The 12,306-nt window shown below is 39.8% G+C and carries 9 protein-coding genes and 1 pseudogene; 4 read left to right on the forward strand and 6 right to left on the reverse strand.

Going from position 1 to position 12,306, the window contains the following annotated elements; genetic code table 11:
- Position 1 precedes the first annotated feature (1 nt).
- From C3Y93_RS12925 to C3Y93_RS12935, 3 genes are all read right to left on the reverse strand, one after another.
- Complete coding sequence (locus tag C3Y93_RS12925) at positions 2–487, reverse strand: NfeD family protein (protein ID WP_096902094.1); 486 nt, start codon at positions 485–487, stop codon at positions 2–4.
- Positions 488–617: 130 nt separating this feature from the next.
- Positions 618–1,535 carry a patatin-like phospholipase family protein gene (locus C3Y93_RS12930; RefSeq protein ID WP_096902052.1) on the reverse strand — a complete coding sequence of 306 codons (918 nt, stop codon included), beginning with the start codon at positions 1,533–1,535 and terminating at the stop codon, positions 618–620.
- Between the two features lie 62 nt (positions 1,536–1,597).
- Positions 1,598–2,251 carry a 1-acyl-sn-glycerol-3-phosphate acyltransferase gene (locus C3Y93_RS12935; RefSeq protein WP_104853121.1) on the reverse strand — a complete coding sequence of 218 codons (654 nt, stop codon included), beginning with the start codon at positions 2,249–2,251 and terminating at the stop codon, positions 1,598–1,600.
- A gap of 227 nt (positions 2,252–2,478) precedes the next feature.
- Here C3Y93_RS12935 and C3Y93_RS12940 point away from each other — a divergent pair, with 227 nt between their 5' ends.
- A complete protein-coding gene (locus C3Y93_RS12940; RefSeq protein ID WP_104853122.1) occupies positions 2,479–3,762 on the forward strand; it encodes an MFS transporter in 1,284 nt (427 codons plus the stop codon).
- 271 nt (positions 3,763–4,033) lie between these two features.
- Here C3Y93_RS12940 and C3Y93_RS12945 read toward each other — a convergent pair whose 3' ends face one another.
- Positions 4,034–4,711 carry a YetF domain-containing protein gene (locus C3Y93_RS12945; RefSeq protein ID WP_104853123.1) on the reverse strand — a complete coding sequence of 226 codons (678 nt, stop codon included), beginning with the start codon at positions 4,709–4,711 and terminating at the stop codon, positions 4,034–4,036.
- 175 nt (positions 4,712–4,886) lie between these two features.
- Between C3Y93_RS12945 and C3Y93_RS12950 the strand changes: the two are divergent.
- Positions 4,887–5,932 (forward strand): annotated as a pseudogene (locus tag C3Y93_RS12950) (molecular chaperone DnaJ).
- 216 nt (positions 5,933–6,148) lie between these two features.
- On the opposite strand, the gene C3Y93_RS14285 reads toward C3Y93_RS12950, so the two are convergent.
- Both C3Y93_RS14285 and C3Y93_RS12960 read right to left on the reverse strand, forming a co-directional pair.
- Entirely contained in the window at positions 6,149–7,447 is a 1,299-nt protein-coding gene (locus C3Y93_RS14285; RefSeq protein ID WP_158660402.1) for a J domain-containing protein, read from the reverse strand.
- An 89-nt stretch (positions 7,448–7,536) separates the two neighbouring features.
- A complete protein-coding gene (locus tag C3Y93_RS12960; RefSeq protein WP_104853125.1) occupies positions 7,537–10,431 on the reverse strand; it encodes a valine--tRNA ligase in 2,895 nt (964 codons plus the stop codon).
- Between the two features lie 251 nt (positions 10,432–10,682).
- On the opposite strand from C3Y93_RS12960, the gene C3Y93_RS12965 reads away from it, so the two are divergent.
- The gene (locus tag C3Y93_RS12965; RefSeq protein WP_104853126.1) at positions 10,683–11,351 is read left to right on the forward strand and encodes a hypothetical protein; all 669 of its coding nucleotides are present in this window, start codon (positions 10,683–10,685) and stop codon (positions 11,349–11,351) included.
- A 42-nt stretch (positions 11,352–11,393) separates the two neighbouring features.
- On the forward strand, positions 11,394–12,200 hold the full coding sequence (locus C3Y93_RS12970) for an SDR family NAD(P)-dependent oxidoreductase (protein ID WP_104853127.1): 807 nt from the start codon (positions 11,394–11,396) through the stop codon (positions 12,198–12,200).
- Positions 12,201–12,306 lie beyond the last annotated feature (106 nt).

The raw sequence follows: 12,306 nt of genomic DNA on the forward strand, positions 1-12,306 counted from the left end.
TTTAATTTCTCACTTTTTCGTTGTCATGTGCGCTGTGATGCGGCTGCACCACCAAATCATTACCCAAAATATCAATCACGCGAATACGATCTCCCACTTGCACAGGGCTTGTGGTGCGGCAGTTCCATTCGTCTGAACCAAGTACGGGCATCGGGAAACGGACTTTAATTTGATCATGTTCCAAGTTGGTTTGAATAACCATGCCAATTTGTCCAATAGTGGCTTCGCGTGACAAGCCTGCTTTGGTTTTATCGGTAGATAAGGGTTTGATAAATTTAAACCACGCCAAGGTACACAGTACCGACAAGATAATCCACATCACCAATTGGGTAGTGGTACCCATCATGGGGAACATCCAGTATAAAATACCGACCATGACTGCCCCAATACCAAACCATAAAGCGGCAAACGCAGGCAAGACCAGTTCTGAAAGCATTAACAGAACGCCTAGTACAAACCAGTGCCAAGGTTCAAGAACGAATTCCATACATCTACTCGCGTATTTTTTACGATTGGTTAATTCTAATTGCTTAGAGAAACGCATCGACTTAAAAAGATGCGCTCTCATCACTTTAACAGATCAATAAGTTTATGAATATTAAAAAAATCACTGAATCCTAAAATTTCGGACGCGGTGCAGGTTTCAGCGCGGCAGGTGATTTTTTAAAGTTATTGATGGCTTGCAGAATTGCTTTGACCTGTAATTGTGCGGCTTTTTCACCTTCTAAAATGGTTTGGTTACTGGCTTTTAAATCTAGAGTACCAATATGTCCAACTTTAGGTTGAATCACGATATTGGCCTGCGCCAATTCCTGATTGATGCTTTGCTGCCCCATAATATTGAGGGTTTGATCGAGTAAGCCCCACATGCTGACAGGTTGATTGCCTGTTGGACGTGCAGAAATATCCACTGCAATGACTAAGTCGGCACCCATCGCTTTAGCCGTCTGTACGGGAATTGGGCTGACCAAGCCGCCATCCACATATTGTGTTCCGCCAATGGTGGCAGGTACAAAAACATTCGGAATACTGCAAGAGGCACGTACGGCTTGACCAGCATTGCCTTTAATAAAGTCGGCTTTACGTCCATTATCTAAACGTGTGGCAACGGCAGCAAAACGAATTGGAAATTTTTCAATCGGTTTATTGGCTACGTGTTGATTGACAAAGTCTTGTAACTTTTGACCTGCAATAAAACCCTGACGGTTTAAGGTTAAATCACGAATGTCGGATTCTTTAAAGGTTAGGGCAATATGTTGGAGCTGATAAGGACTTTTACCACTGGCGTATAAACTGCCGACAAAGCTGCCTGCACTGGTGCCTGTGACAATTTTTGGTTTAATCCCGTGAGACTCTAAAACTTTAATGACGCCAATATGTGCAAAACCTTTAGCACCACCGCCACCCAGCGCCAGTGCAATTACAGGTTCACGTGCTTGGATAGGTGTGGTGCTTGGCGGTGTTTTTGTTGTTTTGTCGCAGCCAGCCAAAGTTAGAGCTAGTACGCCCACTAAAGAATAACGAATCAGTTGCATATCAAATCTAAATTTAGATCAAAGAATATTGCGCCCATCTGAACAAAAAATAGAAACTTTGACTAGCCCTTTTTCAAAAGCTTTTGTAACGGTTTTGCCAACCAATGTGGATTTTTAGCCGAAAACTTGCCGTGATATTGCGTATAAATTGCATCTAAATCTTGAGCATAATCGCCCGTAGGATGAAACACGCCCAAAATATGAATGGTTTTGTGTGCATAATCAAAAGAGAACATCACAATTGGGATATTGGCGCCGTAGGCAATATGGTAAAAGCCACTGCGGATATTTTCGGCTTGTTTACGTGTGCCTTCGGGCGCCATACCAATCCAGGTTTTTTCTTTTTTTCGTACAATATCAATAATATCTTGGGTATGTCCTTGAGGAGAATGGCGCACCACAGGAATTACCCCAATCCAGTTTAAAAGTGGCTTGAGTGGGGTTTCAAATAAAGTGTGCTTACCAAAAATAGTAATTTGAATACCTAAACCGAGTAGGGCGGTAAAACCATGCCACGCATCAATATTTGACGTATGCGGTGAGATAATAGCAACTGCTTTGGGCAAGTTGGGAAATTCGCCCACCATTTGCCAGCCTTGCGCCAAAAAAATATTTTTAAATAAAGCACGACTGCTGGCTGTTCCACGTTGTGGAACTTGGTCGGGTAACTGTGGAAATTGCCGTGCACTGCGTGCAAAAGGATTGGTGATTTTCATGAATGCGATGTCATCCTGACGTGCGTGATTAACAACAATAAATACCCAATATCATGACGCATGAATCTAAATCTATTCAAGATATTAGACTTTCGCTTTGTCTGATTCATTGGCAAAATAGTCGAAATCTGAATGTGAAAGTGATGAAAAATAACAATCCATTATTCAAAATTTTAGTGTAGTACTGCGTTTTTTTGATCTTTTGCCCATATCTAAATTGAGATGCTATGCCCAATTTGCGCCAAACTTATTTGTTGTTATTTTCTCTGTATTGGGCGCAGGGCTTGCCTGTTGGTTTTATGACCCATGCCTTGCCTGTGATTTTACGTGCGCAAGGTGTGTCTTTGGCACATATTGGCGGTTTCGGTTTGTTAATGCTGCCATGGTCAATCAAAGTGTTTTGGGCACCTTTGGTGGATCGCTTTGGACATTCATATTTTGGGCATTATCGTAGCTGGATTTTGCCGTGCCAGTGGCTGAGTGTTTTGGTGCTGATTGGGCTGTCCTTTTTACCGATTGAGTCCTTAAATCATCCTATATATTTGTGGGTGTTTTTTGTGGCTTTGCTCGGTATGAACTTGGTCGGTGCAACCCAAGATATTGCCACCGATGGTTTGGCGGTCAATATTTTACAAGCCAAACAGCAACATTGGGGTAATACCTTTCAGGTGGTTGGTTCACGACTGGGCTTTATTGTGGGTGGTGGTGCAATTCTGTGGGCATTGGATTGGCTAGATTGGCAAAAAACTTTCTTAATTTTAGCGGGATTGGTGTTTTTAAATACCTTGCCAATTTTAATGTTTAAAGAGCCACAACATGCTGCTAAACAAGTGCTTGTTCAAGCTCAAAGTAAAATGTCATTTCACGCACGTCTTGCTGCGATTCGTGAATATCTGCGCTATTTTGTGGAAACGCCTGTACTGTACGCATGGCTATGGGTGTTACTCAGCTTTAAAATTGCCGATGGTTTGGCTGGCCCTTTATTAAAACCTTTAATGGTAGATTTAGGCTTAAGTTTTTCTCAAATTGGCATTTACGTGACCATGTTGGGGGCAATGGCCGCTTTGTTAGGTGCAGGCATCGCAGGGTTGATGCTGAAATGGTGGTCTAGAGCGCATGCCCTCATCATTTTTTCTGTGCTTAAAATTTTGAGTTTAGCGGCCTATGCTTATTTGGCTAACTTATATGAACAGCAAGTTGATGTGGCACATTGGCTGATTTATAGCATTAATGCTGCGGAAGATTTATGTTCTGCCATGTTACTTGTGGTGATGCTGACCTTGATTATGCAGTACAGCCGTAAACAATATGCAGGGACCGACTTTACATTTCAGGTTGCGATTATGGCGACTGTGAGCGGGGTACTCTATACCCTGAGTGGAATGTTGGGCGATGCTTTAGGCTATGCGAATTACTTGCTGTTGATTTGTGTTGTTGCGATTTTATGCCTTGTCACGATCTGGAAATGGGCAAAGCTTGCGAAAAGCGCTCACTCATCCACGCTCGAATAAGAAGATAGATCATCAAGACAGAATGACAGGCTTAAACCATTTTAAAAAATTCATTGAGTGGAAAAAATAAAAGCGACCTTTAAAGAGTCGCTGGAGTATAAAAGGTATCCACATTGAAGCAGATACCGATCTCGTTTTTGTATTTTCAAAAATTATTATTTGCGCTTTCAGTGCTTCACTTCGGCAGCGCAGGCAGTATAACTTTGAATTATGACAATCCTGCGACAATTTAAGTCGCATAGAGGTGTGTTGCAGCTAAAATCAACATATTCTAGCTTCGATATGCAGTATTGATTGCCAGTGTCCATTGTTGGTGATTACAACGCGGACAGGCTTCATTGGCGTGTTCAAGTAAACGGACATGCCCACAATACATGCAGGCATAATATGTGTTTGGAGTTGTGCGGTACACGGGTTGGCAAGCTTTAGGAAATAAGGGTAAACCATAGCGTGTGGCACCGTCATGAAAAAATAACATGCTGAATTTGCCATCAGTTTCTAGTAAACCGACACGTACTTGTCCCAAATGCTCCACACCTTGTTCGCGCATTTCGGCAAAGAATTCATCATGCGACATTTTGCCGTATTTAATTTTTTCTAAGACCAGTTCACCATTTTCTACAATATACAGCGATTTACCTTCAATCAAATCTTCAAAGGGTTGGTATTTCATCATGAGCCATGTAGTCAGACGATACATTCCAATCACTACTGTCATCACCACCAAGGCGTGTACCAAAGGTAAATCTTCAGTGAACATGGGGTCGCCCGCAATAGAACCGAGCGATAAAATAATAGCCAATTCAAAAATGGAAAGCTGGCGTACACCACGTTTACCTGTTAGCCGTAAAAATATAATGATCATGCCAAACATGAGTGCGGCACGAATAATCAATTCGGCAACAAAGACCCAAGTGGTGTCGTGAATAAAAATCTGCTGCACGTCCATGCGTTATACTCATTAAGATGCTTTTAGCAATGTAGCAACTTTAACTTACTCATTTTTTTGTGATTTTGTGAAGTTTATAAGTGGCTCTGCTACAGGAGAATCCAATCAAGCCATGGCTATGCGAGTTGCATACTTGGCGGCATAATACAATTTACCTTTTTCGCTAATTTTGACCATGACCTTTGCATTAAGCGCTACACCTCAAACGGTGCTTGAAGTTACACCACAGCATAAAAACTCAAAGTGTTGATTGAGCAGATTGAACAGCAAAAACGGGTATTGCTTGCATGGCAAAATGCCAAAGATGAAATTCGTGCTTATAGCCAAAAGGCGTTGATGCCTGCTTATCGTGAGTTATATAGCACGCTGTATGAGCAGATGCAGACGCTGTGGAATAGCCTCAGTCATTACCATTTAAGCAAGTCAGATACTGCAATCGTTGAAGATAAAATTCAGGCACTCACTCGCTTGTTGCAAGGTTCGCATTTGTTAACCCAAATGCAGGTAGATGAAGTGGAAAAGATGTATATTTACTATGCACAGGCAAGTGAATATAGCCAGAATAAAAAAGCTAAACAGAAATCTAAAATGAAAAAGCAAACGTCTTTTGATGCGCCTGAAACTTTAGATGCTGAAAATGAAAGTTATGAGGAAAATTGGCATAGCGAACAATATCAACAAGTACGAGAGCAAGCGAAGCTTAAACGTCAGCAGGATAAGCAAGCACAAGCCGAAAAGTTAGTGAATCAATCACTCAAAACCGTCTATTTAAAAATTGCCTCGATCATTCACCCTGACCGTGAGCCGGATGAGTCTAAAAAAGCGGAAAAAACCGAACTGCTACAACGCGTCAATAAAGCTTATGAACAGGAAGATTTGTTCTTTTTACTCAAACTTCAGCTTGAAGTGGAGCAAAGTAAAAACGGTTCAAACAAAGGATTAAGCACCGAGCAAGTTAAGTTTTACCAACAGGCTTTAGAAGCGCAAAGCCAGTCTTTGAAAAAGCAAATTCAGGAATTAATTGATTCACTTGTTTGGTCAAATAAAGCCAAAATTGGCGTGAAAAAGTCAAAAGGGCAATTGAATATTAAGGACTTATATAAGCAGATTGATGCGGATGTGTCTGCGGTGAAGCAACAGGTAAAAGCTGAAAAACAGAGGCTCATGTATATGGGGAAAGAGAGTGGGTTGGAGATGTTGTTGGAGCATGGGGTTTTGTGATTTTTTAAAAGCACCTCTCCCCGACCCTCTCCTGAAAGGAGAGGGAACATCCATTATTAAATTGATATCGTCATAACATCCAATGAAATATGCTTTTTAATAGTTAATCAATATTCAAATGTTATAACTATATTTGATTAAAAGAATAGCTCTATATGGGAATATATTAATTAATAGTTCAAAGTAGAAACATAGATAATTCGGTAAAAGTAAATTTTAAGAATTAGGCTTTTTTATACTATTTAAAATTATGTCTCTAGCTTCTTGTATTTCTCTGGCTTTCTGATTTAGAAGTTCTTTAACTGATTCTGTAACATGAGGATTTTTGTCAGGATGAAAATCTTTAATTTTTAATCTATAGGCTTTTATTATTTCTTCGTATGTACAATTCGGTTTCACCTCTAGTAATTCATAAGCTTTAATAATTTCTGAGTTACCTGAGTTACCTGAGTTACCTGAGTTACCTGAGCTAATGTAGTTTTCGATAATGGGAATAAAGTGTGCATATGCTAAATTTAGTTTGAGTGCTAAAGCTGTTAAAATATCTTCGTGTTGTTTTGGATTATAATTATTTAATAAATGTGCTTGAACACAATATTCAAATAATTGAATTCTTAATGAATACTCAAGATTCATAGAATCTATCTTTTTGAATACAGTAGTTAAATCTGAGGGTGTTGATTTTATTATCTCTCTCAGTGTATAGATTTCATTATCATTTTTACACTCTTTCATAAACATTTCTTTGACAAAATTAACTTTTTTTGAATTCCATGTTTTATTTTCAAAGATTACATAATAACAAATTAAATGTATAAAAGGCTGAATAAGAATTATATCATTTGATTGATTTGATTGATTTGATTGATTTGATTGATTTGATTGATTTGATTGATTTGATTGATTTGATTGATTTGATTGATTTGATTGATTTGATTGATTTGATTGATTTGAAAAGTTATTGTATTTGTTAATTATAGGTAAAAAATGGGTATAAGCTAAATTTAGTTTTAGACCTAAGTCACATAAGGAATCTTCAAAATCTTGTAGGTTTTGATTATTATATGTATTAGCTTCAGCACACATATTGAATAACTTTACTCTATATTCGTAAGAAGGTTTATTAGCTAAGACAGATTTAATGATAAAGTCTAGATCAGTTGGTGTTTTTTTAATGGCTTCAATAAGTAAGCTTCGCTCTTTTTCATTTGAGAAGTAGTTATGAAATTTTTCATATATAAAATACGAATTTTGGTCATTCCAATGTTTCTCAGTTAGTATCCTATAGTAGGAAACAAGATGTATGTAAGGTATTGAAATATTTGAGGTGTTTTTTTGATTTGACGTGTTTTTATCTTTATTAACTTGATAAAATGAATATATAGAAATAATTAATATAAAACCTATTAGACCTCCGATAAAGCCATAAATTAAAGCACCCAAAAGAGTAAATAGTGCTATGTACCAATATTCAGAAAATATTATTTTTAAGTGATGTATTAAATTGTCAAACATTGTAATGAAAACTCTTTTTCTAATTTTATTAAAATAAAGGGCTGAATAATTAGCCCTTTATACACAAATTAGATCAAACTAACAACACCTTAAAGCGCTGCAATTTGCTCCATATTCGCTTTAATCTTCGCTAACTGGTCTGCAAACTCAGCAAGTTTCACTTTCTCGCCTTCAACTACAGCAGCAGGTGCTTTCGCCACAAAACCTTCATTCGCAAGTTTAGTTGCAATTTGATCGTGCTGCTTTTGAACCTTGTCTAAGTCTTTTTGCAAACGCCCCAATTCCGCTTTCGGGTCAATCAAACCCTTCATTGGAACGAATACAGACACGTGACCGACTACAGAAGAAGAAGACAATGGTGGTTGTTCACCATCTGCCAAGAAGGTAATGCTTTCAACTTTCGCCAATGCTTTAAACAACGGTTCAATACGAGAAATTTGTGCTTTTTCTGCTTCAGTCGTGTTCTGTAAAAGTACAGGCAATAAACGTGCATTACCTAGACCCATTTCACCACGAATGTTACGCACCGCACCAATCAAACCTTGTAGCCATTGCATATCTGCTTCGGCTTGTTCATTGATTTTGGCTTCATCTGCAACAGGGTAGTTTGCCAACATAATGGTTTCGCCACCCAAGCCAATCATTGGCGCAAGGGTTTGCCAAATTTCTTCCGTCAAGTACGGCATGATTGGGTGGGCAAGACGTAAAGAAGCTTCCATCACCGCAAGCAATACACGACGCACTTCGGCTTTACGTTCTTCTGAAACGGATTCATCATTCAGAACAGGTTTGGTTAGCTCTACATACCAGTCGCAGTATTCATTCCAGATAAAGTCATAAATTGCTTGCGCAGCCAAGTCTAAACGATACGTTGCAAATGCTTGATGAACGGCTTGTTCTGCCTTTTGTAAACGGCTCACAATCCACTGTTCAGGCAATTCCCAAAGGTCTTGACGTGCTTCTTGACCGACAGTCTGACCTTCAACATTCATCAATACAAAACGAGTTGCATTCCAAATTTTGTTGGCAAAGTTACGGTAACCTTCCACACGTTTCATATCAAACTTGATGTCACGACCTGTGTTTGCCAATGCACAGAAGGTAAAACGAACTGCATCTGTACCATACGCCTGAATCCCTTCTGGGAATTCTTTGCGGGTCGATTTTTCAATTTTTGCCGCTTGTTTCGGGTTCATCAAACCAGTTGTACGTTTTTGTACTAAAGTTTCAAGATCAACACCATCAATCAAGTCTAATGGGTCAAGCACGTTGCCCTTAGACTTCGACATTTTCTGACCTTCACTGTCACGTACCAAACCGTGAACGTAAACTGTTTTGAACGGTACTTGTGGCGTGCCATCTTCATTCTTCATGAAGTGCATGGTCATCATGATCATACGCGCCACCCAGAAGAAGATGATGTCAAAACCTGTCACCAATACATCAGTGGAGTGGAAGGTATTTAAGAAGTAGTTTTCTGCATCTTTCTTGGCATCACCCGTCCAACCTAAGGTCGAGAATGTCCAAAGTGCAGAGGAGAACCATGTATCCAGTACGTCTTCGTCTTGGTTCAATTCAACGTCAGCGGGTATGTTGTTTTTCGCACGAACTTCTGCTTCGTCACGACCTACGTATACATTACCTTCAGCATCGTACCAAGCGGGAATACGATGCCCCCACCACAATTGACGCGAGATACACCAGTCCTGAATGTTGTTCATCCACGCCATGTACATGTTGCTGTACTGTTCAGGCACGAACTTGATGCGACCATCTTTCACTGCTTCAATTGCAGGCTGCGCCAACGGTGCAATTTTGACATACCATTGGTCGGTCAATAATGGCTCAACAATCACGCCCGAACGGTCACCGCGAGGTGGTTTTAGCGTGTACGGTTGGATCTGATCTAACCAGCCTTCAGCTTCAGCTTGCTCAACCAATTTCTTACGTGCTTCAAAACGCTCTAAACCAATGTAGTCTGCAGGTGCAGGAATGGTTTTAGAAATTTGTTCGCCTGCTTTCGCAATATATTCAAACTCAGCCAATACTTCAGCATTTTTGTTGAAGATGTTGATGATTGGCAATTCGCAGCGTTTACCCACTTCATAGTCATTGAAGTCGTGTGCAGGGGTAATTTTTACACAACCTGTACCGAATTCTTTATCGACATACTCATCTTTTACGATTGGAACGGCACGACCTGTAATAGGCAGGATGATGTTTTGACCTACCAAGTGTGCATAACGTTCATCATCTAGCGCAACAGCAACTGCTGTATCGCCAAGCAATGTTTCAGGACGAGTGGTTGCTACTACAATGTGATCTTTACCATCGTGCGTACGAAGCGACTTATCTTCAAAGAAATATTTGAAGTGCCACAGTGAACCTGCTTCTTCTTTATCTGATTCAACTTCTAAGTCAGAAAGCGCAGTTTGTAATTTTGGATCCCAGTTCACCAAGCGTTTACCACGGTAAATCAAGCCTTGTTCGTGTAGTTTCACAAACACTTCTTTCACGGCATTGGATAAACCATCATCCATCGTAAAGCGTTCACGTGACCAATCTACCGAAGAACCTAAACGGCGGATTTGACGGGTAATGTTACCGCCAGATTGTTCTTTCCATTCCCAGACTTTTTCGATGAATTTTTCACGACCTAAGTCATGGCGGCTGATATTTTGCGCGCCCAATTGACGCTCTACTACCATTTGTGTGGCAATACCCGCGTGGTCTGTACCCGGTTGCCATAAAGTATTTTTACCCGACATACGGTTAAAGCGCGTGAGGGCATCCATAATGGCGTTGTTAAAACCATGACCCATGTGCAAGCTACCTGTGACGTTTGGCGGCGGAATCATGATACAGAATGATTCGCCTTTTTCAGACGGCTTAAAGTAGCCGTTTTCTTCCCAAGTCTTGTACCATTTTTTCTCGATCTCGGTAGGATCGTAGGTTGTAGCAATATTTTGCGCTGAATCAGTCATAGTAAGAACAGGTTAAAAGTGAATAAAAAATTGTAACTATTGTAGCAAAAAAATTGCCCGCTAAGCGAGATTCAACTCAGCCAAACTTATCGCAATTGGCAGTTGGGCAAACTCATCGTATGATGGGCGACAAGTATGATAAAAACTTCAAGTTCTCCGTTGCCTGTAACACTGTTTTAAACTGGGTTTAAGCAATGGATTTTAAAATAGATGAAAACACATCAATACGGTCAAAATAGGCAAGTTCAGTTATGACTTATGCTGTATCTTTAAAATTAAAACCAGAAACATATCAAAGATTTCAACACATTCATCAACAACTCAATGCAGGTGAATCGGAAAGTTTATCTAAAGCTTTGGGGGCGGTACTGACCGATATTTCTTGTGAAATTATTGAGCAACTTTTTGGTGAATTGTCACGTTCTAGTCATTCACTGGATGGTGAATCTGAAAAAATTATTCAGCAAGTCATACAAACCATGCAAAAATATATGCCATGGTCGGTGTCGTTTTTTGGCAATGAACGCTTAACGCCTATGGTGAATTATCTGGCAAGCATGATGTATCAGCAGGAAGGGCAAGGTTTTGTGACTTATCCTGTCGATAGTATTGTTATGAAAGAAACGTTGGGTTGTATTGAGCAAATTCGGCAGGGCAACAGTGCATGTATTGCGCCTGCATTTAAAGGGTTTACTCAAATTATTGATCAGGGCGTGGGTTATTTAATTCGTGATCCGAAAAAAATGCTGAAATTTAATTTGGTGGTCGATAAAACTTTAAACGGCGTGATTCATTTGACTACGCAACTGGGGTATAAACGCCTAGAAAAAATGGGTGCGCAATTCGATTTGGAAAGTGCAGAGATATATTTAAACCATTTTCTTGGGTTTTTGCAGCATCCTGTAAAACCTAAGACTTAAATTTTGATGACTTAAATTTTTAAATAACGCGGACAAACGGTTATGGCAAAACGGGAAAACTTGGAACATAAAGTGGTGTGGATTACAGGTGCATCTTCTGGCATTGGTAAGGCATTGGCAAAAGAGTGTGCTTTACAAGGTGCACAAGTGATTTTAACCGCACGTCGTTATGAAGAACTTGAAAAAGTACGCGTGAGTTTGCTGAATCCTGAACGTCATCTTGCTGTATGTGCAGACATCACCAATGAAAGTCAGGTGTTACATGCGTATGAACAAGTTTTGGCACGTAAAGGACGCATTGACTGGCTAATTAATAATGCAGGTTTAAGTCAGCGCGCTTTAATTGCCGATACCACTATGCAGACTGAACGCACCATTATGGAAGTGGATTATTTTTCTCAGGTCTTTCTGACCAAAACTGTCTTGCCGACCTTTTTACAGCAAAAACATGGTCGCATTATTTTTGTATCTAGTGTTGCAGCATTATTGGGTACGCAATATCGCGCGTCATATTCTGCAGCGAAAAGTGCTATTCACATGTGGGCGAATAGTTTGCGTGCCGAAGTAGCGGAGCAGGGCGTACAGGTTTCAGTTGTTTTCCCAGGATTTGTAAATACCAATGTGTCTTTTAATGCATTAAATGGTGAAGGCAAACCACAAGGACATCAAGATGAAGCCATTGAAAATGGTTTAGATGCTGATGTTTTTGCTAAAAATACAGTTGAAGCACTCATGGCAGGCGATGAATATATCGTGGTCGGGGGCGCTAAAGAAAAACTGGGCGTGTTGGTGTCGCGTTTATCGCCAAGTACTTTATATAAAATGATTCGTAAAACCAAAGTGAAGTAATTTTTAATCAAAGTGACTTCAAAATAAAATAATAAAAACAAAAAGAAGGATGAGCCATGCGTTTAATAATGAAAGGTTTTTTTTTTATCAGCGCGTGGCTTTTCGC

The sequence above is a fragment of the Acinetobacter sp. SWBY1 genome (assembly GCF_002946595.1).
Taxonomy (GTDB): Bacteria; Pseudomonadota; Gammaproteobacteria; order Pseudomonadales; family Moraxellaceae; genus Acinetobacter; species Acinetobacter towneri.

Excerpts from the sequence above, each read along its gene's own strand:
- C3Y93_RS12940 (WP_104853122.1), top strand. The coding sequence starts at position 2,479 with ATGCCCAATTTGCGCCAAACTTATTTGTTGTTATTTTCTCTGTATTGG.
- C3Y93_RS12960 (WP_104853125.1), bottom strand. The coding sequence starts at position 10,431 with ATGACTGATTCAGCGCAAAATATTGCTACAACCTACGATCCTACCGAG.
- C3Y93_RS12930 (WP_096902052.1), bottom strand. The coding sequence starts at position 1,535 with ATGCAACTGATTCGTTATTCTTTAGTGGGCGTACTAGCTCTAACTTTG.
- C3Y93_RS12925 (WP_096902094.1), bottom strand. The coding sequence starts at position 487 with ATGGAATTCGTTCTTGAACCTTGGCACTGGTTTGTACTAGGCGTTCTG.
- C3Y93_RS12965 (WP_104853126.1), top strand. The coding sequence starts at position 10,683 with ATGACTTATGCTGTATCTTTAAAATTAAAACCAGAAACATATCAAAGA.
- C3Y93_RS14285 (WP_158660402.1), bottom strand. The coding sequence starts at position 7,447 with ATGTTTGACAATTTAATACATCACTTAAAAATAATATTTTCTGAATAT.
- C3Y93_RS12945 (WP_104853123.1), bottom strand. The coding sequence starts at position 4,711 with ATGGACGTGCAGCAGATTTTTATTCACGACACCACTTGGGTCTTTGTT.
- C3Y93_RS12970 (WP_104853127.1), top strand. The coding sequence starts at position 11,394 with ATGGCAAAACGGGAAAACTTGGAACATAAAGTGGTGTGGATTACAGGT.
- C3Y93_RS12935 (WP_104853121.1), bottom strand. The coding sequence starts at position 2,251 with ATGAAAATCACCAATCCTTTTGCACGCAGTGCACGGCAATTTCCACAG.